At 64.4% G+C, this 25,474-nt stretch carries 24 protein-coding genes; 9 read left to right on the top strand and 15 right to left on the bottom strand.

The annotated features are described in order from the left end of the window. From H1D44_RS16915 to H1D44_RS16900, 4 genes are all read right to left on the bottom strand, one after another. Positions 1–1,119, bottom strand: coding sequence for a phospholipase D-like domain-containing protein (locus tag H1D44_RS16915; RefSeq protein ID WP_181516165.1), 1,119 nt, complete (start codon positions 1,117–1,119; stop codon positions 1–3). 129 nt (positions 1,120–1,248) lie between these two features. Beyond that, entirely contained in the window at positions 1,249–1,551 is a 303-nt protein-coding gene (locus tag H1D44_RS16910; RefSeq protein ID WP_181516163.1) for a hypothetical protein, read from the bottom strand. Between the two features lie 375 nt (positions 1,552–1,926). Beyond that, entirely contained in the window at positions 1,927–3,174 is a 1,248-nt protein-coding gene (locus H1D44_RS16905; protein WP_181516161.1) for a ribonucleotide-diphosphate reductase subunit beta, read from the bottom strand. Positions 3,175–3,363: 189 nt separating this feature from the next. Then, positions 3,364–6,264: a ribonucleoside-diphosphate reductase subunit alpha gene (locus tag H1D44_RS16900; RefSeq protein ID WP_181516159.1), complete on the bottom strand. Its 2,901-nt coding sequence runs from the start codon at positions 6,262–6,264 to the stop codon at positions 3,364–3,366. Between the two features lie 344 nt (positions 6,265–6,608). On the opposite strand from H1D44_RS16900, the gene H1D44_RS16895 reads away from it, so the two are divergent. Further along, positions 6,609–7,322: a winged helix-turn-helix domain-containing protein gene (locus H1D44_RS16895; protein WP_181516158.1), complete on the top strand. Its 714-nt coding sequence runs from the start codon at positions 6,609–6,611 to the stop codon at positions 7,320–7,322. A gap of 3 nt (positions 7,323–7,325) precedes the next feature. Next, positions 7,326–8,882, top strand: a complete 1,557-nt coding sequence (locus H1D44_RS16890; RefSeq protein WP_181516156.1) for an ATP-binding protein — start codon at positions 7,326–7,328, stop codon at positions 8,880–8,882. Here H1D44_RS16890 and H1D44_RS16885 read toward each other — a convergent pair. After that, entirely contained in the window at positions 8,869–9,783 is a 915-nt protein-coding gene (locus tag H1D44_RS16885; protein WP_181516154.1) for a LysR family transcriptional regulator, read from the bottom strand. The genes H1D44_RS16890 and H1D44_RS16885 overlap by 14 nt on opposite strands. Before the next feature lie 97 nt (positions 9,784–9,880). Here H1D44_RS16885 and metE point away from each other — a divergent pair, with 97 nt between their 5' ends. Both metE and H1D44_RS16875 read left to right on the top strand, forming a co-directional pair. Then, positions 9,881–12,178 carry a 5-methyltetrahydropteroyltriglutamate--homocysteine S-methyltransferase gene (gene metE / locus H1D44_RS16880; RefSeq protein WP_181516152.1) on the top strand — a complete coding sequence of 766 codons (2,298 nt, stop codon included), beginning with the start codon at positions 9,881–9,883 and terminating at the stop codon, positions 12,176–12,178. A gap of 98 nt (positions 12,179–12,276) precedes the next feature. Next, positions 12,277–13,005 (top strand): MliC family protein, encoded by a 729-nt coding sequence (locus tag H1D44_RS16875; protein WP_181516150.1) that lies wholly within the window; start codon positions 12,277–12,279, stop codon positions 13,003–13,005. On the opposite strand, the gene H1D44_RS16870 is transcribed toward H1D44_RS16875, so the two are convergent. Next, positions 13,002–13,661: a helix-turn-helix transcriptional regulator gene (locus H1D44_RS16870; RefSeq protein WP_181516148.1), complete on the bottom strand. Its 660-nt coding sequence runs from the start codon at positions 13,659–13,661 to the stop codon at positions 13,002–13,004. The genes H1D44_RS16875 and H1D44_RS16870 overlap by 4 nt on opposite strands. 144 nt (positions 13,662–13,805) lie before the next feature. Here H1D44_RS16870 and H1D44_RS16865 point away from each other — a divergent pair, with 144 nt between their 5' ends. Beyond that, a complete protein-coding gene (locus H1D44_RS16865; protein WP_181516146.1) occupies positions 13,806–14,387 on the top strand; it encodes a superoxide dismutase in 582 nt (193 codons plus the stop codon). Between the two features lie 213 nt (positions 14,388–14,600). After that, positions 14,601–15,209 carry an FMN-dependent NADH-azoreductase gene (locus H1D44_RS16860; RefSeq protein ID WP_181516144.1) on the top strand — a complete coding sequence of 203 codons (609 nt, stop codon included), beginning with the start codon at positions 14,601–14,603 and terminating at the stop codon, positions 15,207–15,209. Between the two features lie 3 nt (positions 15,210–15,212). On the opposite strand, the gene H1D44_RS16855 is transcribed toward H1D44_RS16860, so the two are convergent. Together H1D44_RS16855 and H1D44_RS16850 are read right to left on the bottom strand one after the other, a co-directional pair. Continuing rightward, a complete protein-coding gene (locus tag H1D44_RS16855) occupies positions 15,213–16,280 on the bottom strand; it encodes a metal-dependent hydrolase (protein ID WP_181516142.1) in 1,068 nt (355 codons plus the stop codon). 30 nt (positions 16,281–16,310) lie between these two features. After that, positions 16,311–16,865, bottom strand: a complete 555-nt coding sequence (locus tag H1D44_RS16850) for a DNA-3-methyladenine glycosylase I (protein WP_181516141.1) — start codon at positions 16,863–16,865, stop codon at positions 16,311–16,313. Positions 16,866–16,960: 95 nt separating this feature from the next. On the opposite strand from H1D44_RS16850, the gene H1D44_RS16845 reads away from it, so the two are divergent. The 3 genes from H1D44_RS16845 (at position 16,961) to H1D44_RS16835 (ending at position 18,663) form a co-directional block, all read left to right on the top strand. Then, positions 16,961–17,452 carry a DUF411 domain-containing protein gene (locus H1D44_RS16845; protein ID WP_181516138.1) on the top strand — a complete coding sequence of 164 codons (492 nt, stop codon included), beginning with the start codon at positions 16,961–16,963 and terminating at the stop codon, positions 17,450–17,452. 64 nt (positions 17,453–17,516) lie between these two features. Further along, on the top strand, positions 17,517–17,957 hold the full coding sequence (gloA, locus tag H1D44_RS16840) for a lactoylglutathione lyase (RefSeq protein ID WP_181516135.1): 441 nt from the start codon (positions 17,517–17,519) through the stop codon (positions 17,955–17,957). 247 nt (positions 17,958–18,204) lie between these two features. After that, positions 18,205–18,663 (top strand): META domain-containing protein, encoded by a 459-nt coding sequence (locus H1D44_RS16835; RefSeq protein ID WP_181516133.1) that lies wholly within the window; start codon positions 18,205–18,207, stop codon positions 18,661–18,663. Between the two features lie 72 nt (positions 18,664–18,735). Here the strand turns inward: H1D44_RS16835 and H1D44_RS16830 are convergent, their stop codons facing one another. The 7 genes from H1D44_RS16830 to H1D44_RS21345 form a co-directional block, all read right to left on the bottom strand. Next, entirely contained in the window at positions 18,736–19,470 is a 735-nt protein-coding gene (locus H1D44_RS16830; protein ID WP_181516131.1) for a phosphatase PAP2 family protein, read from the bottom strand. 100 nt (positions 19,471–19,570) lie between these two features. Continuing rightward, on the bottom strand, positions 19,571–20,353 hold the full coding sequence (locus H1D44_RS16825; protein ID WP_181516129.1) for a 3-hydroxybutyrate dehydrogenase: 783 nt from the start codon (positions 20,351–20,353) through the stop codon (positions 19,571–19,573). Positions 20,354–20,374: 21 nt separating this feature from the next. Next, positions 20,375–21,745, bottom strand: coding sequence for a TRAP transporter large permease (locus H1D44_RS16820; protein ID WP_181516127.1), 1,371 nt, complete (start codon positions 21,743–21,745; stop codon positions 20,375–20,377). A gap of 50 nt (positions 21,746–21,795) precedes the next feature. Beyond that, positions 21,796–22,386: a TRAP transporter small permease subunit gene (locus H1D44_RS16815; protein ID WP_181516125.1), complete on the bottom strand. Its 591-nt coding sequence runs from the start codon at positions 22,384–22,386 to the stop codon at positions 21,796–21,798. A gap of 124 nt (positions 22,387–22,510) precedes the next feature. Then, entirely contained in the window at positions 22,511–23,620 is a 1,110-nt protein-coding gene (locus H1D44_RS16810; RefSeq protein WP_181516123.1) for a TRAP transporter substrate-binding protein, read from the bottom strand. Positions 23,621–23,883: 263 nt separating this feature from the next. Further along, a complete protein-coding gene (locus tag H1D44_RS16805; RefSeq protein WP_238984552.1) occupies positions 23,884–25,317 on the bottom strand; it encodes a sigma-54 interaction domain-containing protein in 1,434 nt (477 codons plus the stop codon). A gap of 52 nt (positions 25,318–25,369) precedes the next feature. Further along, positions 25,370–25,474 (bottom strand): hypothetical protein (locus H1D44_RS21345; protein ID WP_181513519.1); only part of this gene is annotated, 105 nt, incomplete at its 5' end.

Raw genomic sequence — 25,474 nt, 5'->3', positions numbered from 1 at the left:
TTAACGTAAACCGGCAAGCCATGCGCTGATCATCGCGGCAAGTCGCTCACGGTAGCGCTGCGCATTGGGACGCCTCGCCCAGTCTTCCCACTTGATTGTCCGGCTCTCGGCCGAGTGCTGCTCGAACAGTGCGACGACCTCGTCGGCGAAATCGGCATGCTCCACCTCCACGTTGGCTTCGAGATTCCAGTGCAGGCTCCAGTGGTCGAAATTGCACGAGCCTACCGTCACCCAGTCGTCGACGATACAGAACTTGGCGTGGGTGAAGCGCGGCTGATATTCGTAGATGCGTATGCCGGCGTCCAACAGTTCGCCGAAGTGGCGCTGGCCGGCATAGCGTACGCTGGGATGGTCGTGCCCCTTGCCGGCCACCAGCAGGCGCACATCCACGCCCCGCTGTGCAGCGTGGCAGACCAGGCGGCGCAGCTGCCGCGAGGGCAGAAAATAGGGGGTATACATCCACAGCCGCTGTTCGGCCGTCTCCATGCGCTGGTGTAGTGAGTGCCGGATGATCTTGTCGCTCGGCCCCTCGTTGTGCACCAGGCGAGCCGGCATGCCTCCCTCGCTGCCGAATGCCTCGGCCTCGGCGGGAAGGGTGCGGTTGATAGGCGCCTTGTCGCCGCGGGTGCGCGAAGACTCCCAGAGGTCGGCGAGCAGGCTGATCCAGTCCTCCACCACTGGCCCCTCGGCGCGCACCACCACGTCGAACCAGTCGCCCAGATAGTCGTCGGTGAGGCAGTAGCCGCCGGTATAGGCCACGCGACGATCGACCAGCAGCATCTTGCGATGATTGCGGCTCAGGTTGTGACGCAGCCGCCGCATCATGAACGGATTGTAGTGGCGCAGTGCCACGCCAGCCGCGGACAGACGCTCTCGCTCCCGCTGGCCAAGCCCCACGGCACCGAAGCTGTCGAGGACCACCCTGACCTCGACGCCGCGATTGGCGGCACGGATCAGGGCGTCGATAAAGCGTCGCGTGACCCGCCCGGATTCGATCAGGTATTGCTCGAACCAGACTGACGCCTCGGCGTTGCCGATGGCTTCGAGCAGCTCCGGGATGAAGCGCTCGCTGTCGGGTATCAGGGTGATGCGGTTGCCATGTTTCCAATGGGGTTCCATAGCGGCACTCCTTGCCGTTGCCAAGCTCCTTGCCCAGAGGGTAGGGGGATATGGCAATCACCACAACGACAGGAGAGTTCTTGCAACAGTGGCCAGGCTGGGCCGCCAGTCTGGCCGGACCGCAGCGCCTCAATGGTAACGACTGGGCAGGCGCGTGAAGCAAACCGGGGGGCGGTACTTCTCGCCCGCTGGAACCCGCTCGGGTGCCGGCCGAACCCGCCAGCCCCGTGAACTCGCCCACTCTTTGAGCTCGCGATAGTCGAGCAGCGGGTACTCGCGGGTATAGGGGTTGGGAGAGGAAGCGGGGAAGGCGAAGGCCACATGAGGGTAGTGGGCCAGGGCGTTGGGGCCGCCGTGGGCGGTCAGTGCCAGGTCGAGGGCCTGCTGCCAGGCCTGGGAGTCGCGGGGTGTGGTGATATGATCAACTTGCATAGTATTACCCCTCCAGATTTGAGGGGTAGGTCCTTCTACCCCAGGGTCGTAGGATGGTTAACACTTCTTCCCGATAGACTTGGGCTTCGAGCGTGTGTGTTTCTTCACGCTCACTGTCTTGGGCCCAGGCTTCGGAGAAGTACGAGTCGGACGGCACTTGGATTTAGTAGCCATCTTCATTCCCTCCATATTTCTGGAGTGATGTGACCAACTTGACCCTGGCTATGCTAAGAAGGACAATGCCCTCGCTTTGGGTAGCTAGCCTACCTGAGCCAGACAAGGGGTGGTCACACGCCCCGCTGGCCGAGACGCCTGAAGTTGTCGCTTCAGGCGTTTTTTATGAGCCGTACCTAGTGATACGGCTCGGATCTTGTCTCAGTCCCAGCTCAGCGCGCCGCCCACCTGGTACTCGGTGACGCGGGTCTCGAAGAAGTTCTTCTCCTTGCGCAGGTCGATGATCTCGCTCATCCACGGGAAGGGGTTCTGCGCGCCGGGGAACTGCTCCTTCAGGCCGATCTGGGCCAGGCGGCGGTTGCAGATGAAATGCAGGTACTCCTCCATGATCGCCGCATTCATGCCCAGCACGCCGCGGGGCATGGTGTCCCGGGCGTAGGCGATCTCGAGCTCGGTGCCCTCGAGGATCATCTGGGTCACTTCGTCCTGGAACTCGGGCGTCCACAGGTGCGGGTTCTCGATCTTGATCTGGTTGATCATGTCGACACCGAAGTTCAGGTGCATCGACTCGTCGCGCAGGATGTACTGGAACTGCTCGGCCACGCCGGTCATCTTGTTGCGCCGACCCATGGAGAGGATCTGGCTGAAGCCGCAGTAGAAGAAGATGCCTTCGGTGACGCAGTAGAAGGCCACAAGGTTGCGCAGCAGTTCCTGATCGTCCTCCGGGGTGCCGGTGTTGAAGTCGGAGCGTGCCAGCGACTGGGTGTGCTTGAGGCTCCAGGCCGACTTGGCCGCCACCGAGGGCACTTCGCGGTACATGTTGAAGACCTCGCCTTCGTCCATGCCCAGCGACTCCACGCAGTACTGGTAGGCGTGGGTGTGGATCGCCTCCTCGAAGGCCTGGCGCAGCAGGTACTGGCGGCACTCGGGGTTGGTGATCAGGCGATAGACGGCCAGCACCAGATTATTGGCCACCAGCGAGTCGGCGGTGGAGAAGTAGCCCAGACTGCGCTCGACGATGCGCCGCTCGTCCTCGGTCAGGCCATCCTGGCTTTTCCACAGGGCGATGTCGGCGTTCATGTTCACTTCCTGGGGCATCCAGTGGTTGGCGCTGCCGTCCAGGTACTTCTGCCACGCCCACTCATACTTGAAGGGAACGAGCTGGTTGAGGTCGGCGCGAGCGTTGATCATCTGCTTGTCGCTGACTTCGATGCGCGCCGCACCCATCTCCAGCTCCTCGAGGCCGGCGGCCACGTCGAGCTCTTCCAGCGACTTGCGCGCCCGCGCCAGGCGGTCGCTGTCGGCCACCTGGTAGCTGCCGTTGCTTTCCTTCACCTCATCGCTCGGGGCGGCCGCAGGCTGCGGCTTGGCAGCGGGGGCCGGCGCGGCCTTGGCCGGCTGCTCGGCGACGGTGGCTTCGTCCTCGTGGAACTCGTCCCAGTTCAGCATTACTTCACCTTTACTTGGCAGGATCCGGGATATTTGCCGGATCAGGAATATTCTCGCTGCGTGCGAAGCTGCGCGAGCGATGGCCAGACAAGGCGGAAATTGGTAAGGAAGCGGAGTTTACGTGTTTGTAAATGAGCATTCCGAACCAATTTCCAACGCCGTATGGCCGAGCGCAGCCAGCTTGTAAACCTACTGGCAGGCCTCGCAGCCCAGGTCATCGATTTCCGCGGCGCTGGGCGCGCGCGAACCGCTGCCCGCCTTGCCGGTGAGGAAGTCCTCCACGCCGCGGGGCTCTCTAGCCGGTGTTGCCGAAGGCGCCGGTGCCGGAGCTGTGGAGGGAGTCTGGTTGCTCACCGCGTTGAGGTTGCCGCGGTCCACGGTGGACTTCTCCACCGAGGTGGCACCCAGGGCGCGCAGGTAGTAGGTGGTCTTGAGTCCGCGGAACCACGCCATGCGGTAGGTCACGTCGAGCTTCTTGCCGGAAACGCCCTTGATGTAGAGGTTCAGCGACTGGGCCTGGTCGATCCACTTCTGGCGCCGTGAGGCGGCCTCCACCAGCCACTTCGGCTCTACCTCGAAGGCGGTGGCGTACTTGGCCTTGAGGTCGTCCGGAATGCGCTCGATGGGCTGGGCCGAGCCGTCGTAGTACTTGAGGTCGTTGATCATTACCTCGTCCCACAAGCCGCGGGCCTTGAGGTCGTGGACCAGATAGGCGTTGACCACGGTGAACTCGCCGGAGAGGTTCGACTTCACGTAGAGGTTCTGGTACGTGGGCTCGATCGACTGCGACACGCCGCAGATGTTGGAGATCGTCGCGGTGGGGGCGATGGCCATCACGTTGGAGTTGCGCATGCCCTGGTCGGCGATCTTCTTGCGGATGCGGTCCCAGTCCTGGGTCGTGCCGGTATCCACCTCGATGTACTTCTCGCCGCGCTCGGCCTTGAGCTTGTCGATGGAGTCGATGGGCAGCACGCCCTGGCTCCACAGCGAACCCTCGAAGCTCTGGTAGCTGCCACGCTCGGCGGCGAGGTCGCTGGAGGCCTCGATGGCGTGATAGCTGACCAGCTCCATGGAGCGGTCGGCGAACTCGACGGCGGCCTCGGAGGCGTAGGCGATGTCCTGGGCGTAGAGGGCGTCCTGAAAGCCCATGATGCCGAGTCCCACCGGGCGGTGCTTGAAGTTGGAGCTCTTCGCCTGGGGCACCGCGTAGTAGTTGATGTCGATGACGTTGTCGAGCATGCGCACGGCGGTACGCACGCTCTTCTTCAGCTTGGCGTCGTCGAGCTTGCCGTCGACCACATGCTGCGCCAGGTTGATCGAGCCCAGGTTGCACACGGCGATCTCGTCGACGCTGGTGTTCAGGGTGATCTCGGTGCACAGGTTGGAGGAGTGCACCACGCCGGCGTGCTGCTGCGGGCTGCGCAGGTTGCACGGGTCCTTGAAGGTGATCCACGGGTGGCCGGTCTCGAACAGCATCGAGAGCATCTTGCGCCACAGGTCCTTGGCGCGCACGCGCTTGAACAGCTTGAGCTGGCCCGAGTGGGTCATCGCCTCGTATTCCTCGTAGCGCTGCTCGAAGGCGGCGCCGTAGAGGTCGTGCAGGTCGGGGCAGGTGGCGGGCGAGAACAGCGTCCACTCCTTGTCGTCGAACACTCGCTTCATGAACAGGTCGGGCACCCAGTTGGCGGTGTTCATGTCATGGGTGCGGCGGCGGTCGTCGCCGGTGTTCTTGCGCAGCTCGAGGAACTCCTCGACGTCCAGGTGCCAGGTCTCGAGGTAGGCGCATACCGCGCCCTTGCGCTTGCCGCCCTGGTTCACCGCCACGGCGGTGTCGTTGACCACCTTGAGGAACGGCACCACGCCCTGGCTCTTGCCGTTGGTGCCCTTGATGTAGGAGCCCAGCGCGCGTACCGGGGTCCAGTCGTTGCCCAGGCCGCCGGCCCACTTGGAGAGCAGGGCATTGTCGCGGATGGCGCTGTAGATGCCGTCGAGATCGTCGGGTACGGTGGTCAGGTAGCAGCTGGAGAGCTGGCTGCGCACGGTGCCCGAGTTGAACAGGGTCGGCGTCGAGGCCATGTAGTCGAAGCTGGAGAGCAGCTCGTAGAATTCGATGGCGCGGGCTTCGCGGTCGTCCTCGTTTAGCGCCAGGCCCATGGCCACGCGCATGAACATCACCTGGGGCAGCTCGTAGCGCACGTCGTCGCGGTGGATGAAGTAGCGGTCGTAGAGGGTCTGCAGGCCCAGGTAGGTGAAGGCGTTGTCGCGGGTGTGATCGAGCGCGTCGCCGAGGCGCTCGAGGTCGAACTCGGCGAGCTTGGGATCGAGCTGTTCGAACTCGATGCCGCGGGCCACGTACTCCTTGAACGCCGGCTTGTAGAGCTCGGCCATCTCGCCGAAAGTCGCCTCTTGGGCCACGCCGAGGAAGGAGAGCGCTTCGCGGCGCAGGCTGTCCTGCAGCAGCCGTGCGGTGACGTAGGTGTAGTTGGGCTCCTTCTCCACCAGCGTGCGTGCCGTCATCATCAGCGCCTGGGACACGCCGTCCACCGAGACGCCATCGTAGAGGTTCTTCAGCGACGCCTCGACGATGCGGTTGGGGTCGACGTTTTCCAGCTCCGCACAGGCGTCGAACACCAGGGTCTCGATGCGGCCCAGGTCGAGCGGGCGGCGACTGCCGTCGTCCAGGGTGACGTTGAGCGTGGGGTGCGGCTTCTCGATGTCGTCGCCGGCAGCGGCGCGGGCGCGGGCGTGCTCCTCGCGGTAGAGCACGTAGGCCCGGGCCACCTTCTGTTCGCCGGCGCGCATCAAGGCCAGTTCCACCTGATCCTGAATATCCTCGATGTGCACGGTGCCGCCGTCGGGCATGCGGCGCAGGAAGGCGCCGGCAATGGCCTGACTGGCCTGGTCGACGAAGTCGCGTACCCGCGAGGAAGCGCTGACGTTGTCGCCCTCCACGGCGATGAAGGCCTTGCGCATCGCCACGGCGATCTTGCTGGCATCGAAGGCCACAACATCGCCATTGCGCTTGATGACGCGCAGGGTCTGCGGCGCCGTGAGCGACAGGTCGGTCGGGTCGGGGGTCTGGAGTTCCATGGGCCGGTGATCCCTTCTTGTGGGGATGGGTCAAGGGCGACGAAGGCATTGACAGCCGGGGAGGGGCTTGCTAAATGCACATCATCTAGTGTTGTTTCGCTTTGAGGACACAAGATAGTGTGCTTTTGCGTTGCCTTCAAGTGGATAACCTGTGGGTGAGCTGTGACTCTTCGGGGGGCATCCTTTGGGTTGTTCCTAAGGACGCGCTATGCTTCGCAAGCAAGCCGCAAGGACGCGAAATGTCACGATAGGCAGGCGAATGGACCTATTTCGGGTATCCTTGATGAGCAATAGGCGGGACAGGGTGTCCCGATGACAATGACGCCAGCACGGGGATGACTAGGATGGATGAAAACCTGGAAAGCAGTGACATGGAACACGTGCTGATTATCGAGGATGACGTGCGCCTGGCCGAGCTAACCCGGGACTACCTCGAATCCAATGGGTTCCAGGTCACGGTAGAAGCCGAGGGCTCGCGAGGTGTCGAACAGATCGTGGCGCTACAGCCGGATCTGGTGATTCTCGATTTGATGCTGCCCGGTGAGGACGGATTGTCGATCTGCCGCCGGGCCAGGCCCGACTATTCCGGGCCGATTCTGATGTTGACCGCCCGCACCGACGATATGGATCAGGTGCTGGGACTGGAGATGGGGGCCGACGACTACGTGCCCAAGCCGGTCCAGCCGCGGGTTCTGCTGGCGCGGATGCGCGCGCTGCTGCGCCGAGCCGAGGCTTCCGAACAGACCGGTGAAGCACGCCTCAGCTTTGGCAACCTGGAGATCGATAGTGCGACCCGCGAAGCCTGGCTGCATGGCGAGCGCATCGATCTCACCAGCGCTGAATTCGACCTGCTGTGGCTGCTGGCCAGCAATGCCGGCCGCGTACTGACCCGCGAGGAGATCTTCAGCGATCTGCGCGGCATCAAGTACGACGGTCAGGACCGCTCCATCGACGTCCGGGTGTCGCGGATACGTCCCAAGATTGGTGACGACCCCAACCATCCGCACCGGATCAAGACGGTACGCAGCAAGGGCTACCTGTTCGTCAAGGATGCCTGATCGATGCAGCGGTTCCTGGCCGATGGCTCCTTTCTGCGTGTCTATCTGGCCTTGGCCCTGGCGCTGCTGATGACCTTCGGGTTGGCCCTGATGGGCCTGGCCCTGGTGGATCGTGTGCGCATCGAACAGTACCGCGAACAGCTGGCCGAAGTGCCGCTGCAGCTGCTCAGCTGGCGCGTCGCCGCACTGCCGGCTCACGAGCGTGGCGACTGGCTGACCCAGCAGTCGGACCTGCTCAACATACGGCTTTCCCTGCGTGCGCCTGAGGATACCGGTCTCAGCTGGTTCGAACGCCGCCGCCTGGAGCGGGGTAGCGTACTGGTCCAGGTGCACGACGAGGACAGCTGGCGACTCTTCAAGCGCCTGCCGGGGGAGCAGCGTATCCTGGAGGCCCGCCAGCGGCGTCTCGAAGGCGTGACCAGCGCTGCCCTGCCAGTCCAGCTGCGCGACCTGGCGCCCGAAGGACTCGACAGCAACCAACTCTCCCGCCTGCGTGAGGGTGAGCTGGTGATCCGCCTGCTCCCGGGGCAGTGGGCCCTGACGGTTTACCTCGCCGTGCCCAGCAGCGATGGCACGCGCCAATGGCTGTCAATCGGCCCGGTCTCGACCCTGGAACCGACGCCCATCTCGCTGCTGCTGCTGGTGTTGGTCATCATGCTTGGCGTGCTGGCGGCAATCATCTATCTGATCGTACGCGGCGTGGAGGCGCGCCTGGCACGGCTCGAACTGGCCGCCGGGCGCATCGCCAGTGGTCGCCTCGATACCCGCGTCAAGGTGGATGGTGGTGGCTTCATTGGCCGCGTAGGCATGGCCTTCAATGCCATGGCCGCCCAGGTGCAGTCACTGTTGCGTTCGCAGCAGGAGATGATCCGTGCAGTGTCGCATGAGCTGCGTACGCCGGTGGCGCGCATTCGCTTTGCCATGCAGATGGTCGAGGACATGACCGACGATCCGGCCATTCACCGCCAGCTGCAGGGGATCGACAGAGATATCGAGGAGCTCGATCAGCTCATCGACGAGATCCTCACCTATGCGCGGCTCGATAGCAGCATGGCCAACGGGGCCGAGTTGGAGCGTACCCAGGTCGACTGCCGCGCCGTCACCAAGCGGGTGATCGACACCTTGGCACCGCTGCATGCTCACCTGCGTCTTGAGCTGGCCCCTGGGCCTGAGATCGAGGTGCAGGCCGATCCACGCTACCTGCAGCGGGCGTTGCAGAATCTGGTGGCCAACGCCTGCCGTCACGCCCACTCCCGGGTTCTGGTGCGGCTTTCGCTGGAGTCTCGGCTGGTCAGGCTGGACATCGAGGACGATGGACCCGGGGTGCCGGCCAGCGAGCGACAGGCTATCTTCAAGCCCTTCGCTCGTCTCGATGACAGCCGTACCCGACGTAGCGGCGGCTACGGGCTGGGGCTCTCCATCGTGCAGAAGATCATGGCCTGGCATGGTGGGAGCGTGGTGGTGGACGACAGCCAGGAGCTGGGCGGTGCGCGCTTTTCGCTGCTGCTGCCGCTGGTGTCGAACAACCGGAATCGGCTGCCGCCGGTCACGCCGGCTTGATTCCCTCCAGCACGGCGAACGAAGTCTCGCGGGCCGTGCGCAGGAAATCCTCCATCCAGGGCTGCTCCCGGCTCTCGTCGCGAATGGCCGCATACAGCGTGCTCCACATGCCTGACTCGCCCAGCCCCACTGCCTTCACATAGCCACGCTCGAGATACTCCGTCAGCGCCCAGTTGGGCAGCGCGCAGACACCGCGTCCGCTGGCAACCAGCTGCATCATCATTACCGTCAGCTCGGCAGTGCGGATCTCGCGTGGGCGCACTCCTGCCGGGTCGAGGAACTGGGTGAACACGTCCAGCCGGGCGTGCTCCACGGGATAGGTGATCAGCGTCTCCTCGGCCAGGTCCTGGGGGGTAACGTAGGGGCGGTCGGCCAGGCGATGCTGCCTGGCGACGGCCAGCAGTCCCTCGTAGCGGAACAGTGGCTCGTAGTAGACGCCTGCCAGCGGCTGCGGATCGGCGGTGATCACCAGATCGAGCTGTTCGCGAGCCAATGCAGGCAGGGGAGCGAAGTGATGTCCCCCGGGGATGTCGATTTCCACCTCCGGCCAGTGGTCGCGAAAACGATCGATGGCTGGCATCAGCCACTGGAAGCAGCTATGGCATTCGATGGCCATGTGCAGGCGCCCCGGCTCGTGGCCGATCAGTCGGGCCACGTCGCGTTCGGCCATGCGTACCAGCGGCAGCACCTGTTCGGCGAGAGAGAGCAGGCGCTGGCCCGCGCGGGTGAACTCCACCGGCCGGGTCTTGCGCACGAACAGCGCCGTGCCCAGCCGCTCCTCCAGATCCTTGATCTGGTGTGACAGGGCCGACTGGGTCAGGTGTACCCGTTCGGCGGCCTCTACCAGCGAACCGGCATCGCGCAGGGCGACTAGGGTACGGAGATGGCGAAGTTCAATCATGACCTTGATTCATGTTTATAGTTAATTTATTTAGTTTGATTCATTTAGGTGTGGCAGTAAGACTCTACGGCAACATTCATGCGTAGAGGGGATTATCATGACATTAGCTCATGTGCTTGGCTATCCGCGAATCGGCACGAACCGCGAGCTCAAGCGCGCCGTCGAGGCGTACTGGCGTGGCGAAATCAAGCGCGAGTCGCTGGAAGCTGCCGGCCGCGAACTCAGGGCTCGCCACTGGCAGGCGCAGTGCGATGCCGGCCTCGACCTGGTCACGGTGGGCGACTTTGCCTTCTACGATCAGGTGCTCAATGTCAGCGCCATGGTGGGCGCCGTGCCGGCGCGCTTCGCCGCCGAGGAGGAGGTCGCTCGCGGCGAGGTCGATCTCGACACCCAGTTCCGTATGGCCCGTGGCAGGGCGCCCAGCGGGACGCCGGCCGCCGCCTGCGAAATGACCAAGTACTTCGACACCAACTACCACTATCTGGTCCCGGAGCTGCATGAAGGCCAGCAGTTCCGGCTGGCAAGCTCTCGATTGTTCGATGAGGTGGCCGAAGCGCGTGCTGCGGGGCATTCGGTCAAGGTGGCGCTGACCGGGCCGCTGACCTGGCTGTGGCTAGGCAAGGGGCGTGAGCCCGGCTTCGATCGCCTCAGCCTGCTCGAGTCGCTGCTGCCTGTCTACGGCGAGATACTCGCGCGCCTGGCCGGACAGGGCGTGGAGTGGGTCCAGCTCGACGAACCGGCGCTGGTGCAGGACCTGCCTGTCGAATGGCGCAACGCCTATGAGTTCGCCTACAACAGCCTGCGCGCCGCCCCGGTCAAGCTGTTGATGGCGACCTATTTCGGCGGCCTTGGCGACAATCTGCGCCTGGCCGTGAGCCTGCCGGTGGACGGCCTGCACATCGACACGGTACGCGCACCCGAGCAGCTTCCTGCCGTGCTCGACAACCTGCCTGGCTACAAGGTGCTGTCGGTGGGGGCCATCGACGGGCGCAACGTCTGGCGGGCCGACCTCGCCTTGCTGCACGAGCGCTTGGCCAACGCCCGCATGCGCCTCGGCGAGCGGCTATGGCTGGCCCCCTCCTGTTCGCTGCTGCACGTGCCGGTCGACCTCGAGGCCGAGTCGGAGCTCGACGCGGAACTCAAGAGTTGGCTCGCCTTCGCCCGCCAGAAGCTCGACGAAACCGTGACCCTGGCGCGCCTGCTCGGCAATTGTGCCGGTGCGGATGAGCGTGCCCGTGTCGCAGCTGCCACGGCGGCGCTCGACGCCAGGCGTGCTTCGCCCAGGCTGCATCGACCCGAGGTTGCCCAGCGCCTGGCCAGCGTCAGCGATGCCGAGCGCTCCCGCGACAACCCCTATCCGGTCAGGGCCCGGGCGCAGCGTCGCGCACTCGACCTGCCGCTGTTCCCCACTACCACCATCGGCTCCTTCCCCCAGACGCAGGAGATTCGTGCAGCCCGGCGCGCCTTCAAGAACGGTGAGCTAGGTCATGACGCCTATGAGGCGCAGATGCGTGACGAGATCGCCGATGCCGTACGGCGTCAGGAAGCCCATGGGATCGACATGCTGGTCCACGGTGAGGCCGAGCGCAATGACATGGTCGAATACTTCGGCGAGCAGCTCGACGGCTATGCCTTCACCCGTAACGGCTGGGTGCAAAGCTACGGCTCGCGCTGCGTCAAGCCACCGGTCATTGTCGGCGACGTGACCCGGCCGGCGGCGATGACCGTGGCCTGGAGCCGCTATGCCCAGTCGCTCACCGAGCGGCCGATGAAGGGCATGCTGACCGGCCCGGTGACCATGCTGCAGTGGTCCTTCGTGCGCGATGACCAACCGCGGGAGGTGACCTGTCGGCAAATTGCCCTGGCCCTGCGCGACGAGGTGGCCGATCTCGAGGCCGCCGGCATTCCGGCAATCCAGATCGACGAGCCGGCGCTGCGCGAAGGCCTGCCGCTGCGTCAGGGCGAGTGGCAGGCGTACCTCGACTGGGCGGTGGAGTGCTTCCGCCTGACCGCCTCGGTGGCGCGGGACGCCACCCAGATCCACACCCACATGTGCTATTCGGAGTTCAACGATATCATCGCCGCCATCGCCGCGCTGGATGCCGATGTCATCACCATCGAGACCTCGCGCTCGAACATGGAGTTGCTCGACGCCTTTCAGGACTTCGCTTACCCCAATGAGATCGGCCCGGGCGTCTACGACATCCACTCGCCCAACGTGCCCGAGGTGGCCTGGATGGTGAAGCTGATGGAGAAGGCCGCGGAGCGAATTCCCGCCGAGCGGCTTTGGGTCAATCCCGACTGTGGCCTCAAGACCCGCGGCTGGAACGAAGTGGAGCCGGCGCTGGCCAACATGGTTGAGGCGGCTCGCGAGCTGCGTCGACGTCATGGCTGATGGACATCGTTGCGTTCGCGCTGCGTGAAACAAGCACCGGGTCGTCAGGACCCGGTGCCTGTTATGCTGTGCCGGTTCGACACGCCCAAGGAACCGTCATGACGTCTCGTTTATCCCCCTTTTTCCGTCCTGCCCTGTTGGCGACCGCGTCGCTGCTGCTGACCGGTTGCGCTGCCGCCCCCATCGACGGGCCGAGCCCCGCCACCGCCCAAGTGGAGAGCACAGCGCCGCTGCTGCCTTCGCTGCTGTTCCCCGGCGGTGCCGAGAGCTTCGAGGCCTGGCGCTGCACGCCACAGCAGGATCTGGTGACCGCCTTCGGCGAGCGCGAGCTGCGGCTGTGGTCGGCCCACGGCGGCTATCGCCTGGCGCCAGCCGTGGTGGCTAGCGGTGCGCGCTACCAGCAGGGTGACCTCAGCTTCTGGAACAAGGGGGGAGAGGCCGTGGTCGAGAGCGCCAACGGCCGGCTTGACTGCAGTGCCGCCATGGCACGCCCGACGCTGACCCGCGAGCAACGCCCCGGAGTGATGTTCCACGGTCGCGGCAACGAGCCGGGCTGGCACGTCAATCTGGCCCACGATACCCCGACGCTGACCCTGGTGATGGACTACGGTACGCGCGAGGAGACGCTGCCCTATCGCGTTACTGCCATGGACAACGCCGGGGGGCGAGTGGCGCTGGCCAGCGGCTTGAGCGATCGCCCCTTCGAGATGCGCCTGGAGGCTCGAGCCTGCTTCGACGACATGAGCGGTGAGCCGTTCCCGGCCCGGGTCACGCTGACCATCGATGGGGAGACGTATAGAGGCTGTGGCCAGGGCATTGCACCCTAAATCTCCTGAATGCGGTAGACGCAGCGTCGCGCACCGGCCAGCACATGGTCGGTGCGCTCGACGCTGACGCTCTCCCCCAGCACGGCGCGAAACACCTCCAGCTCCGAGCGGCAGAAGTCCGGGCAGGTGCTGGCGGCCTGGCAGATCGGGCAGTGATTCTCGATCAGCAGCAGGCTGCCGTCCTCGTCGCGCTGCCACTCCGCCATATAGCCCTCGTGACTGCGAATCTCGGTCAGCCGCTCGACGCGCTCTTCGACGCTTGCGGCATCGGCCAGGGCCTCGCGGTACTGCGCCAGGGTCTCGCTCTGGCGCGCCTCGACCAGCCGCTCCATGGCCTCATCGCCCAGGGTATCGCGCACGCTGGCAATCAGCCGCGTGGTCAGTTCGGCATGACGGTCGGGAAAGCGGGCGTGGCCGGTCGCGCTGAGCCGCCACTCGACGACAGGGCGGCCGACTCCGCCGGGAAGCTTGCGCTGGTCCACCAGGCCCTGGCGTGACAGCTTGGTGAGTTGCTGACGCGCGTTTTCACCGCTGGTGCCGAGCCGCTCGCCCAGCTCGGCGGCGGAATGGGGGCCGCGGGTCTTCAGCAGCCACAACAGCCGCTCGGCGGTGTCGGAGGGCGCTCCGGGGGCTTTTCCATCCTGATTGCTTGACATAGTGACAGCTGGAATTAATCTAGTAATTCCTTGGAAAATAGCGGCGGGGCCCCCGCAAGGCAAGTCGGGAGCCGTTTTACTTGCCTTGAGCCGCCTCGCCATTCCACCGTGAAAGTCGACTGTGACAAGCAAGGAGCAACGATAATGGCATTTGAACTGCCGGCACTGCCCTACGAGAAGAACGCCCTCGAGCCGCACATCTCCGCCGAGACCCTCGAGTACCACTATGGCAAGCACCACCAGGCCTATGTCACCAAGCTCAACGAGCTGACCGATGGCACCGAAGACGCCAACAAGTCGCTCGAGGAGATCGTCAAGTCCTCCTCCGGCGGCCTGTTCAATCAGGCGGCCCAGGTGTGGAACCACACCTTCTACTGGCACTGCCTCTCGCCCAACGGCGGCGGCGAGCCGGCCGGCGCCCTGGCCGACGCGATCAACGCCAAGTTCGGCTCCTTCGACAAGTTCAAGGAAACCTTCAATGCCAACGCCGTGGCCAACTTCGGCTCCGGCTGGACCTGGCTGATCAAGACCGCGGACGGCGGTGTCGATATCGTCAACACCAGCAACGCCGATACCCCCATCGCTCACGGCCAGACGCCGCTGATGACTATCGACGTGTGGGAGCACGCCTACTACATCGACTACCGTAACGCGCGTCCGAAGTACCTGGAGAACGTCTGGAACGTGCTGAACTGGGACTTCGTGGCCCAGAACTTCAGCTCCTGAGTGTTTGAGCGGGATAGCGCACGCGTCTGGTCGCTGCATCCCGGTCGAGGATTCATTTGGGCTGTGAGTGAGTATGGCCCTGCCGATAGGCAGGGCCTTTTAGTGTGATAAATGTTCGTTTATGTCGAATGGTAGCCGCAAAACAATGCGCTTTTAATGCAAAAAAATACACGTAGTATGGCGTCCATAGTGAACCCATCCAAGGAGATCGTCATGGCTACCCGCATCCTACTCGTTACCTCCTCCATCCTCGGTGAGCATGGCCAGTCCAATGCCCTGGCCAGCCATCTGCGCGAACGCGTCGCCGGGCGTGACGGTCTTGCCGTCACTCATCGTGATCTGGCCGCCGAGTCCCTGCCGCACCTGGGGCTCGAGGAGCTTTCCAGCTGGCAGGTGGACCCTGAAGCTCGCTCCGCCGAGCAGCAGGTCCTGGCCCAGCGCTCCGACAGCCTGATTGAGGAACTGAATGCACATGACGTGCTGGTGCTGGCGGTGCCGATGTACAACTTCGGCATTCCCTCCCAGCTCAAGGCCTGGTTTGACCGGGTGATGCGCGCTGGCACCACCTTCCGCTACACCGAGCAGGGGCCGGAAGGCTTGGTCAAGGGCAAGCGTGCCGTGATCCTGGCGGCCCGTGGTGGCCAGTACGCCGGTACCGAACTGGATTCCCAGACGCCGCACCTCAAGGCGATGCTGGGCATGATCGGCATCGTCGACGTCTCGGTCATCTATGCCGAAGGCCTGGCCATGGGCGACAGTCTTCGTGAGGCGGCACTCAAGGAAGCCCGCCAGGCGATCGATGGCCTGGTTGCCGACCTGTAAGGCTCAGCACTCATCGGGCACTTCCTCGACCCAGCGGTCGGTGACGAAGTCGCTGGAGCATAGCGTGGCCTCGGGCGAAAAGATCCTCGCCCCAAGCTGGCCGAGGGCCTCCCGATCGACGCGGGAGTCCGGGGTGACCATCTCGCTGGGCTCCAGCGGCTGCCACTCCTCGCCCTCACGGGTAGCCAGGGCGTAGCTGAAGGCATAGAAACCGGGGAACCCCAGGCGCACGTCCGTGGCCAACAGGGTTTCCCGGCCGTCTCTTTCGGCAATTTCATAGCGCAGGTAGGGGCCGGCGAACCAGTAAAGACGCTCGCCCTTCTCCAGCGAGAGCGCGAGAGGCTCGAGTTCGGCGCCGCGGTGAAAGGTTTCGACGATTGGTTCCGCGTCACCATCCAGCAGGCCGATCAACGTCTCATGATGCTCGTCCCCATCGATGATCGTGACCCGCCAAAGCAGCGTGTTGAACGGGGTGGGTTGCACTAGCCGGGGGGCATCCTCAAGTCCTCTCTCCGCCAGCACCGGGGCCAGTCGATGCTCCACCACGCCCTTGGCTGACATGGCAAAGGCCAGGTAGGCGCTGGAGAGGGCCAGTCCCCAGGCCGGAGCGCGGAAGCCGTTTCCGGTGACGAGCACTATCACGAAAGCGGTCAGCAGCGGCAGGGTGTAGAGCGGATCGATGATGAACACCACCGGCCAGGCGCTGGGGCGAAAGTCCAGCGGCCACCAGAGCTGGGTGCCGTAGGTGGTCAGCACGTCGAGCAGGGGGTGAGAGAGCATGCTCAGGACGAAGAACGCCCACCAGCGGCCGAGGCTGATGTCCCTGGCTGGGAAAAAGCGCCAAGCTAGCAGTGCCAACAGCGTGCCCAGGCCGGTCAGCACGAACACGGAGTGGCTGAAGCCTCGATGCTCGGTGACGTTGAGTACCGCATCGCCGTAGTCGAGGAAAACGTCCAAGTCCGGCATGGCGGCCACGACGGCGCCGATCAGTACTGCCTTGCGACCCAGCCTGCGTCCCAGCAAGGTGCCGCCCACCGCCGCGCCGAGCACAGCGTGCGTCAAGGTATCCATCCGCTTGGACTCCTGAATCTGTTCTTGAATCTAGCGTAGCCCTGGCTGTCGGTGCGTGTACCACGCCGGGCCGCAGGCCAGGATACGCTGATGAACCGGGCACTCTTCATGATGGGCACCCGGCAGGTAGCCGGTACTCATCAGGAACTCGCCGACGATCTCGGGGCCGGTGAAACGGAAGGTGCGCCGAAACAGCTTCACCCATTCGTCCTTGTCCAGCGGGTGGTGGTGGTCGAGCCAGCTGGCGAAGCTGCCGTGAGTCTCGCTCAGGCGCTGGATCACCCCGGCATTGTGAATGGCGGCGTCGACCTTGAGCCGGTTTCGGATGATCGCGGCATCGCCGAGCAGACGTTCGCGCTCCACGTCACCATAGGCTGCAACCCGCTCGATATCGAAGTTGTCAAAGGCATGGCGAAACGCCTCGCGCTTTTTCAGCACCGTCAGCCAGGAGAGGCCGGCCTGGTTGATTTCCAGGACCAGGCGCTCGAATAGCGCCGTGTCACCCTCGACCGGGAAGCCGTACTCCCGGTCGTGATAGGGGCCATGCCAGGGATGACCCGGGGCCAGATCACAATAGTGCGACATTTCCGCCCTCTTTCCCTTTGGAGGTATTGGCAATTCGACTACGGCTTGCCACGATTCCAGTACATGGCCTCGCAACGCTTCAGGAGCCGCACACCATGAAAATCCTACCCGTTAACCGCAAGGCCAGGAAGGCAACACTGTTCTCCGCTCTGGCCGGGGGCGCAGTGGTCCTCGCCTTCGCTCTGACACCCGGTTCCCCGACCGAGGCCGGAAACGTAGTGGAAATGTACCAGGATCCCAACTGCGGCTGCTGTACCGACTGGGCCGATCACCTCAGGGAATCCGGCTTCGAGGTCAATCAGCACAAGACCCGCGACATGCGTTCGATCAAGATCGAGCATGGCGTCACGCCGGAGCTCTCCTCATGCCATACCGCGCTGATCGACGGCTATGTCATCGAAGGGCACGTACCGGCGGCCGATATCAAGCGCCTGCTGGAAGAGCGGCCCGATGTGGTGGGGCTGACGGTGCCTGGCATGCCCCACGGCTCGCCCGGTATGGAAACCGGTCGCTACGACGACTATGCCGTGCTCACCTGGCAGCACGAGGACCGGACGCCGGCCATCTTCAGCGAGTATACTCACTGAGCAGGAAATACCGACTCGTTCAGTATTTCCTGATTTCTTTGCTGAACGTTGGCTAGGAGGGCTCATGCAGTACCTGCACACCATGGTGCGTGTCAGCGACCTGGACGCATCGCTGCGTTTCTATTGCGACCTGTTGGGCCTCGAAGAGGTGCGGCGCAAGGAGAACGAAAAGGGGCGGTTCACTCTCGTGTTCCTTGCCGCACCCGAGGACACCTCGCGCTCGAAGCGGGTCAAGTCGCCAGAGCTCGAGCTGACCTACAACTGGGACCCGGAAACCTATACGGGCGGGCGCAACTTTGGGCATCTTGCCTATCGCGTCGACGACATCTATGCCCTGTGCGAGCGGCTGCAGCAAGCCGGCGTGACCATCAACCGTCCTCCGCGGGATGGCCACATGGCATTCGTACGCAGTCCTGACGGCATATCGGTCGAGCTGCTGCAGCGAGGCGATCCGCTGCCCGCCAAGGAGCCCTGGGCTTCCATGGAAAACACCGGCTCCTGGTAAGGGGAAACACCCCCAAATGCCTGCGCGAGCGAATCGCTGCGTTGCGCGGTGCCGAAGCGTCGGACCGTCGGAATCCTCACATATACCCCATATGCTCCGGTTCCTGTGCTCCGTGCGCCTTGCGACCCACATGGATGTGGGAAGTGCGTTGGTTCGTCGGGAACGAACCTAGCCGCTTCATCTCGCTCGTCAATTTGTGCGGCGCTTCCCAAGATCGATATAAAGGCAATAAGGAACGAACCTCTAGATGAACAAGACTCCTATTGGCCGAGCGCTGCTGCTGGCGTTCGTGGCCATGTCCCTGGCCGCCTGTGGCGGCAAGCCGAGCGAACCCTCTCGCCAGGATGCACCGCGTATCGCCTCCAGCGATCATCCGGTCGTGGGGCAGCGCTGGAACCTGCTCCTCGTCGGGACCGATGAGCGGCTTTCGATGCCCGAGACGCCACATTTCGTGGTTGCACCCGATGGGCGTGTGACCGGCAGCGACGGCTGCAACCAGATCAACGGTCGGGTGCGCCTCGACGAAGGCAACCGCATCCAGTTCAGTGACCTGGCCACTACCCGCCGCGGCTGCCCACAGCTGGAGGACGCCCAGCGGGTCACCGACATGATGGAAACTGCCTACCGCTTTTTGATCGACCACGATCGCCTGGTCTTCTTTGGACCGGACCAGCGGGTACTGGGGGGCTGGCGCAAGGCCAACTGAACCGAAAGAAAAAAGCGCGGCCGAGGCCGCGCTTTTGTCAATGGTCGAACACAGACTAAGCAAGTGATTTGATTAGCGGCCTGGCAGGGCATTGCGTACCTTGACCATGCCCGCGGTAATCGCCCGTGACAGCCCCGGGCCCAGCGGCGTGAGCAGAATCCATGGCGCGGCCACCAGGTTGATGACGATGGCGGCGAAGAAAACGTCGCTGAACCAGTGGGCGCCGCTGAGGATCCGGGGGGCGCTGAGCAGGACGGCGAAAACGGCACTGACCAGCATCACCTTGAGGCCGGCGAAGCGCCACATGAAGGCGGTGAATAGGAACAGGTTGACCCCATGGTCGCCGGGGAAGCTGCTGCCGGAGCTGTCCTTGGTAGAGAAGTCGACCATCTCGGTGATCAGGTTGACATCGTCATAGACCAGGGTGGGGCTGGGGTGCGTATAGGGCACCACCATGCGGAACCCCTGAGCAAACAGGACGGCGGTCAACAGCATGGTGATGCCGATGCCACCCCAGCGCATCATGCGATGCTTGCGCTGAGTGTCATGACTCATGGCCCACAGATAGATCGCCAGCAGGATGAAAAAACTCACCACGTCGAACAGGCGATTGTTGACGGCGGCGACGAATACCACCCACGCCTCGTTCTCTGGCGTCAGCCAGGCATTGGTCAGGAAGAAGACGGCGTCGTCGATCTCGGTCCAGAACATTAGGCCGGGCGAAAGCCACGACCACACCAGCAGGGCGCCTACCAGATTGAAGACGAGAATGCGGCCGGGAGCAAAGGTTGGTTCGGTATTGGGCATGAGGGCATCGGCGCGTTGGTTGTCGATGCCCTCATTCTAGGGGAAAGCGTGATTTCAGAACAGCGTTCCCTAATGCTCTAGGCATTTGTGCTGGGTTTCCTTATTGCATGTACCAGCCGTGACTGGCCACTATCGACTGCCCAGTCAGGGCGGCAGTGGGGAAGGCAGCCAGATGCAGCGCAACCTCGGCGATGTCGTCCAGGGTAGTGAACTCTCCGTCGACGGTATCCTTGAGCATGACGTCGCGGATCACCGCCTCCTCCGAGATCCCCAGCGCCTCGGCCTGCTCGGGAATCTGGCGGTCCACTAGCGGCGTGCGCACAAATCCCGGGCAGATCAGGTTGGCGCGCACCCGGTGCTTCGCGCCCTCCTTGGCCACGGTGCGACACAGGCCCAGCAGGCCGTGCTTGGCCGCCACGTAGGGCGCCTTCAGCGGCGAGGCCAGCTTGCTGTGGACCGAACCCATGTAGATCATGCAGCCGCCGCGCTCCTGGCGATACATCTGGCGCAGCGCTGCGCTGGTAACCAGGAAGGCGCCATCCAGGTGCACCGCCATCACTTTGCGCCAGTCGGCGAAGGTGAGGGTGTCGAGCGAGGCGATGTGCTGGATGCCGGCATTGGCGATGGCGATATCCAGCCCGCCCCACTCGGCCACCAGGCGCTCCACCCCGGCGTTGACCGCAGCCTCGTCGGTGACATCCATGGCCAGCGCCATGGCCTGGCCACCGTTGGCGCAAATGGCCTCCACCGTCGCTTCGGCGGCGCCCAGGTCGAGGTCGGCCACGGCGACCCGGGCGCCTTCCTCGGCATAGCGCTCGGCAATGGCGCGGCCCAGGCCGCCCGCCGCACCGGTGATCAGAGCCGTCTTGTCAATCAGTTGCATCGCAAGTCTCCTATCGAAAAGTCAGCGGCCGCCGTAGATCTCGCTGGGTAGCCAGGTCGCCAGGGGGGCGAAGAAGAACACCAGCAGCAGACCGGTCAACTGAATGGCCACGAAGGGGGCTACCCCAAGGTAGATATCGCGGGTCGTGATCCCTGGCGGACACACGCCCTTGATGTAGAACAGGGCGAAGCCCACCGGTGGGGTCAGGAACGACGTCTGCAGGCAGATGGCGAAGAGCATCGCAAACCACAGCGGGTCGACGCCCAGGCTGAAGACTACCGGTGCCACCAGCGGCAGGATGATCAGCGTGATCTCCACCCAGTCGAGGAAGAAGCCCAGCAGGAACACCACCAGCAGGATGGTCAGCACGATACCGGTCTCGCTGAAGGGCAGTCCGGTGAGTGCCATGCGCACCACGTCGTCGCCGCCCAGCCCCCGCAGCACCGCGGCGAACACCGTGGCACCGATGAAGATGGCGAAGATGAACGCCGTGGTGCGGCTGGTCTGGTAGAGCGCTTGGCGTAGGGTGGTCAGGGTGAGGCGGCGGTTGAACAGCGCCAGCAGCAGCGCTCCCAGCGCGCCCACCGCCGAAGCCTCGGTGGTGGTGGCGAAGCCGGTGAAGATCGAGCCCAGTACGGCCAGTATCAGGCCCAGCGGCGGCAGCACGGCCCAGAATACCTGGATGAATGCCCGGGCGTTGAGCGGCTCGCGATCCTTGGGCGCCGGCGCCAGGTCCTTCTTCAGGTAGGCGGCGATCAGGATGTAGGCAATGTACATCAGCCCCAGCATCACGCCGGGCACCAGTGCGGCCATGAACAGGCGACCCACCGAGGCGTCGGAGGTCCCCATGCGGTCGGCCATCAGCACCAGCATGATGCTGGGGGGGACCAGGATGCCCAGGGTGCCCACCGAGCAGGCGGTGCCCACCGCCAGCGACTTGTTGTACTGGGCGCGCATCATCGGCCCCAGCGAGAGCATGCCCAGCAGCACCACCGAGGCACCGACGATGCCGGTGGAGGCGGCCAGCAGCACGCCGACGATCACCACGGTGACGGCGTAGCCGCCGCGCAGGCCGCCGAGTACGCGTACCAGCGAGCTCATCAGCCGTTCGGCGATTCCCGAACGGTCGAGCATGATGCCCATGAAGATGAACAGCGGCAGTGCCACCATCAGCTCGTTAGCGACGATGCCGTAGATGCGGCGGTCCAGCACGCCGATGGTGCCGCCCCAGGAGAACCACAGGTCGGCGGCCATGTACTCGACCAGCACATGGCCGATGACGGCGAAGACGAAGCCGACGCCGGCCAGCGACCAGGCCACGGGGAAGCCCAGCAGCAGCAGACTCATGAAGCTGGCGAACATCGCCAGCACGAGTAATTGTTCCAGTCCCATAGTCGATCTCTGTAGATGAACGTGGCGTTTCCGATGGCGTCTGGTTTCGGCTATTGCCGAGGAGTCGTCTTGTAAACCCGCCTGGGGAAACCGAACAGCAGGGTGCAGCAGCGCAGCACGCGAGACAGCAGGGCCACGGCCACCAGCGTCAGGCCGATGGGAATCAAGGTCTTGATGATGAAGCGGTAGGGCAGGCCGCTGGGGGCCTGGGACCGCTCATTGCGCAGGTAGGAGCGGTAACCGTACTGGTAGAGCTGCTCCACCATCAGGTAGAGGATGGGTAGGGCCAGCAGCGCGATACCCAGCAGCTCTATCCAGGCCTGGGTGCGCAGCGAGAACTTCTCGCGAATCACGTCGACGCGCACGTGGTCGTCGCTGACCACCGCGTAGGCCAGGGTGAGGATCATGGTGGCCCCGAACAGGTGCCAGGAGAGCTCCTCCACGGCGATCGAGCCGCGCCCGAGAATGAAACGGTTGACCACGTTGGTCAAAACCACCGCCAGGGTGGCGAGCCACAGCCAGGAGATCGCCCGGCCGAACAGCAGGACGGCCATGTCGAGGCGGTAGCTCAGGCGGTTGGTGGGCAACTCTGGCGCAGAGTGTCCCTCCGGCGCCGAGGTCGCCGAGTCATTGTTGCTCATGGTGACTCCGAGGGATGGAAGGCGGAAGCCGGCCACCGCCTGGAGCGGCGGCCGGCCTGATGCAATTCATCGAGACGTCAGGAGCGATGCCCGCCGTGCTGATTCAGCCGGCGGGCGGGGTGGCTCAGTCCTCGATGTTTTCCGGTGCGTAGTAGGAGCGCGGCAGGTGGCCCTTCACATGCCAGTTGCCGTGCAGCTTCATGAACTCCTGCTGGCTTTCGAGCACGCGAGCGAACATCTCGTCCTCGGCGGCGATCTCGGCCTGAACCTCGTTGGTCACCCGGCGCAGCTCGCCAAGGATCTCGTCGGACAGCACCTGGGCGTTGACGCCTTCTTCCTCGAAGTCACGCAGCGCCTTGGGGTTCTCGATCTCGCTCTCGGAGTAACCGTACAGCGTGGCTGCACGGCAGCCCATGTCGATCAGCGCCTGGGTCTGCGGCTCCAGCGCATCCCAACTGTCCTTGTTGATCAGCAGGTGGGCGGTGGTGAAGGTCTGGTGCCAGCCCGGCAGCACGTAGTTCTGCACGATCTCCTGCATGCCCAAGATGCGGTCCACCGCCGGGGCGGAGAACTCCATGGCGTCGATCGTGCCGCGCTCCATGGCCTGGTAGAGCTCGCCACCCGGGATCATGGTCACCGAAGCGCCAAGGCGCTCCATCACGCGGCCGCCGATACCGGCGAAGCGGATGCGCAGGCCATCGATCTGGTCGAGATCTTCCAGCGGCTCGGCGAACCAGCCGGCCGCTTCAGGGCCGATCATGCTGCACAGCAGCGGCTGGACGTTGTACTCCTCGTAGATCTCTTCCAGCAGTTCGGCGCCGCCGCCGAAGTAGTGCCACGCCAGGTAGGCGGGTGGCTCCATGCCGAACGGCGCGCCGGCAAACAGCGGCAGGGAGGGAATGCTCCCCTGGTCATAGCCGACCCAGGTGAAGCCGGCGTCATAGCGGCCCTCGGAGACGGCATCGAGGATCTCGAACGGCGGAATCAGCTCGCCCGGCTCATAGTAGCGCAGGTTGATGTTGCCGCCGGAAGCTTGATCCAGCTGCTCGCTGAGGAAGCGTACCGGAGTACTCAGGCCCACCAGGTGCGAGGGGAAGGCGATGGGTACCTGCCAGCGTACCCGCTCCTGGGCCTCGGCGGAGCTCGCGGCTGTTGCGCCAACCATCAAGGTGGTGGCAGCAACGCCGAGGGTGAGCGGGCGAAGGCGAGTGGCGAGAGACGGAATGAACGACATGAAGGCTCCTTGTGCTTTGTTGTCGCAGCGCCTTTGGTTGGCGCTGTCGTGTGCGGCGTATCTTGTTCGTTGTCTCGCACTCAGGCCCTGGTTTTGTCAGGGCCATGGCGCGTGACCAATACTGGTGCACAAGCCGTGCCATTCTGGGAAAGTTCTATAATTACAGGTAGTTATATTTTTTGAGGGAGGGCGAAGCGGAAGGGGTGTCCGGATTATTGGACATAATTAGACTTTGGTTGCAGCTGATTTTGTCGGAAATCCGGTCACGTGTCCGGATTAACAGACAGCTTGGCGAGCTTGTCGTAGAGCACCGAGCGGGGAATGCCCAGCAGTCGAGCCGCACGGGACTTGTTGCCGCTGCTGGCGTCGAGGGCGTCGCGCAAGGCGGAGCGCTCGGCGTCGGCCACGATGTCGGCCAGTGGGCGCAGGGAGGAAGCCGGCGTCGTTGCCTGGGGCGCCTGCGCGGAGAGAGGCAGAGCGGCGCGCAGTTCGGGAATATCGATCACGCTGCAGGCTTCGCTCAGCGCCAGGGTCTGCTCGAGCACGTTGCGCAGCTCGCGGATATTGCCCGGCCAGTCGTGCTGCTGGAGCATGGCCACGGCCTCGGCGGTGATCTCGGCGCGGGGCTCGCCGCTCTCCGCCGCGATACGCCCGAGAATCGTCTCGCACAGGATGCCCAGGTCGGCCAGGCGCGCGCGCAGCGGTGGGACCTGGATGCGCAGCACATTGAGCCGGTAGTAGAGGTCGGAGCGGAAGCTGCCTTCCGCCACCATGGCCTCCAGGTCGCGGCTGGTGGCGGCGATCACGCGCACGTCGACGCGCTTGATCTCGTTGGAGCCCAGCGGCTCCACCTCGCCCTCCTGCAACGCGCGCAGCAGCTTGGCCTGCAGCGCCGGCGGCATGTCGCCGACTTCGTCGAGGAACAGCGTGCCGCCGTCGGCAAGCTGGAACTTGCCTTGGCGGGTGCGCTTGTCGGCGCCGGTATAGGCCCCCGGCGCGACGCCGAAGAACTCCGCCTCGAGCAGGTTCTCGGGTACCGCGGCAACGTTGACCGCCACGAAGGGATGGACCCCGCGGGGAGAGTCGCCGTGAATGGCCTGGGCCAGCACCTCCTTGCCGGTACCGGTCTCGCCCAGCAGCAGCACCGGTGTGGTCCTGCCGGCCGCCAGCCGAGCGCGACGCTTGACCTCGAGCACCGTGGGGCTGGCACCGACGAAGTCGGCCAGCTCGTAGCGCGAGCCGCGCCTGGCCAGGGCGCGCCGTGCCACAGCCAGGTCGTGCTGCAGGCGGCGGTATTTGCCGATCAGCGGCGCCAGGGGCTCGAGATCGTCGAAGACGATGAAGGCCACTGCACCGTTGACCCGGCCGCTGGTCGGGTCGTGCAGCGGCAGGCGTGTGACCACCAGCTGACGGCCCTGATTCTCCATGATATCGAGCAGGATAGGCCGCCCGCTGCGCACCACTTCGGGCATGCGGGTATGCGGGATCACCTCGATCACCGGCCGGCCGATGACGCTGGTGGGGTCGTCGATCCCCAGCAGCCGGCAGTAGCAGGCGTTGATCCAGATGAGCCGGCTCGCCTCGTCGACCAGGATCGCCCCGGCGCTGTTGCGCTCGAGCAGCGGAAACAGCGGACGTATCGCCTCGAGGGTCAAGCCGTGGCCGTTGGCGTCCATCAAGCTGTCGTCTCGAGGCATTGGCGTCATCTCCGGGCCGCTTGGATCACAGCGCGGCGGTTTCGGGCCGCTGTCAAAGCGCGGCGATCTTGTCGCGCTGTTCGAGCAGCACGGCGCGGGCCGCCTGGTACTCCTTGAGCTTGCCGCGCTCCTTCTCGACCACCGCTTCCGGCGCCTT

Source organism: Billgrantia kenyensis (genome assembly GCF_013697085.1).
Taxonomy (GTDB): domain Bacteria; phylum Pseudomonadota; class Gammaproteobacteria; order Pseudomonadales; family Halomonadaceae; genus Halomonas; species Halomonas kenyensis.
This window is presented reverse-complemented; position numbering and strand designations above follow the sequence as displayed.

What these genes read in the sequence shown, in the direction of transcription:
- H1D44_RS16810 (WP_181516123.1), bottom strand. Translation starts at nt 23,620, where the DNA reads ATGTCGTTCATTCCGTCTCTCGCCACTCGCCTTCGCCCGCTCACCCTC.
- H1D44_RS16845 (WP_181516138.1), top strand. Translation starts at nt 16,961, where the DNA reads ATGAAAATCCTACCCGTTAACCGCAAGGCCAGGAAGGCAACACTGTTC.
- H1D44_RS16895 (WP_181516158.1), top strand. Translation starts at nt 6,609, where the DNA reads ATGGATGAAAACCTGGAAAGCAGTGACATGGAACACGTGCTGATTATC.
- H1D44_RS16865 (WP_181516146.1), top strand. Translation starts at nt 13,806, where the DNA reads ATGGCATTTGAACTGCCGGCACTGCCCTACGAGAAGAACGCCCTCGAG.
- H1D44_RS16820 (WP_181516127.1), bottom strand. Translation starts at nt 21,745, where the DNA reads ATGGGACTGGAACAATTACTCGTGCTGGCGATGTTCGCCAGCTTCATG.
- gloA (WP_181516135.1), top strand. Translation starts at nt 17,517, where the DNA reads ATGCAGTACCTGCACACCATGGTGCGTGTCAGCGACCTGGACGCATCG.
- H1D44_RS16830 (WP_181516131.1), bottom strand. Translation starts at nt 19,470, where the DNA reads ATGCCCAATACCGAACCAACCTTTGCTCCCGGCCGCATTCTCGTCTTC.
- H1D44_RS16875 (WP_181516150.1), top strand. Translation starts at nt 12,277, where the DNA reads ATGACGTCTCGTTTATCCCCCTTTTTCCGTCCTGCCCTGTTGGCGACC.
- H1D44_RS16905 (WP_181516161.1), bottom strand. Translation starts at nt 3,174, where the DNA reads ATGCTGAACTGGGACGAGTTCCACGAGGACGAAGCCACCGTCGCCGAG.
- H1D44_RS16900 (WP_181516159.1), bottom strand. Translation starts at nt 6,264, where the DNA reads ATGGAACTCCAGACCCCCGACCCGACCGACCTGTCGCTCACGGCGCCG.
- H1D44_RS16850 (WP_181516141.1), bottom strand. Translation starts at nt 16,865, where the DNA reads ATGTCGCACTATTGTGATCTGGCCCCGGGTCATCCCTGGCATGGCCCC.
- H1D44_RS16860 (WP_181516144.1), top strand. Translation starts at nt 14,601, where the DNA reads ATGGCTACCCGCATCCTACTCGTTACCTCCTCCATCCTCGGTGAGCAT.
- H1D44_RS16835 (WP_181516133.1), top strand. Translation starts at nt 18,205, where the DNA reads ATGAACAAGACTCCTATTGGCCGAGCGCTGCTGCTGGCGTTCGTGGCC.
- H1D44_RS16815 (WP_181516125.1), bottom strand. Translation starts at nt 22,386, where the DNA reads ATGAGCAACAATGACTCGGCGACCTCGGCGCCGGAGGGACACTCTGCG.
- H1D44_RS16870 (WP_181516148.1), bottom strand. Translation starts at nt 13,661, where the DNA reads ATGTCAAGCAATCAGGATGGAAAAGCCCCCGGAGCGCCCTCCGACACC.
- metE (WP_181516152.1), top strand. Translation starts at nt 9,881, where the DNA reads ATGACATTAGCTCATGTGCTTGGCTATCCGCGAATCGGCACGAACCGC.
- H1D44_RS16855 (WP_181516142.1), bottom strand. Translation starts at nt 16,280, where the DNA reads ATGGATACCTTGACGCACGCTGTGCTCGGCGCGGCGGTGGGCGGCACC.
- H1D44_RS16910 (WP_181516163.1), bottom strand. Translation starts at nt 1,551, where the DNA reads ATGCAAGTTGATCATATCACCACACCCCGCGACTCCCAGGCCTGGCAG.
- H1D44_RS16915 (WP_181516165.1), bottom strand. Translation starts at nt 1,119, where the DNA reads ATGGAACCCCATTGGAAACATGGCAACCGCATCACCCTGATACCCGAC.
- H1D44_RS16825 (WP_181516129.1), bottom strand. Translation starts at nt 20,353, where the DNA reads ATGCAACTGATTGACAAGACGGCTCTGATCACCGGTGCGGCGGGCGGC.
- H1D44_RS16805 (WP_238984552.1), bottom strand. Translation starts at nt 25,317, where the DNA reads ATGCCTCGAGACGACAGCTTGATGGACGCCAACGGCCACGGCTTGACC.
- H1D44_RS16885 (WP_181516154.1), bottom strand. Translation starts at nt 9,783, where the DNA reads ATGATTGAACTTCGCCATCTCCGTACCCTAGTCGCCCTGCGCGATGCC.
- H1D44_RS16890 (WP_181516156.1), top strand. Translation starts at nt 7,326, where the DNA reads ATGCAGCGGTTCCTGGCCGATGGCTCCTTTCTGCGTGTCTATCTGGCC.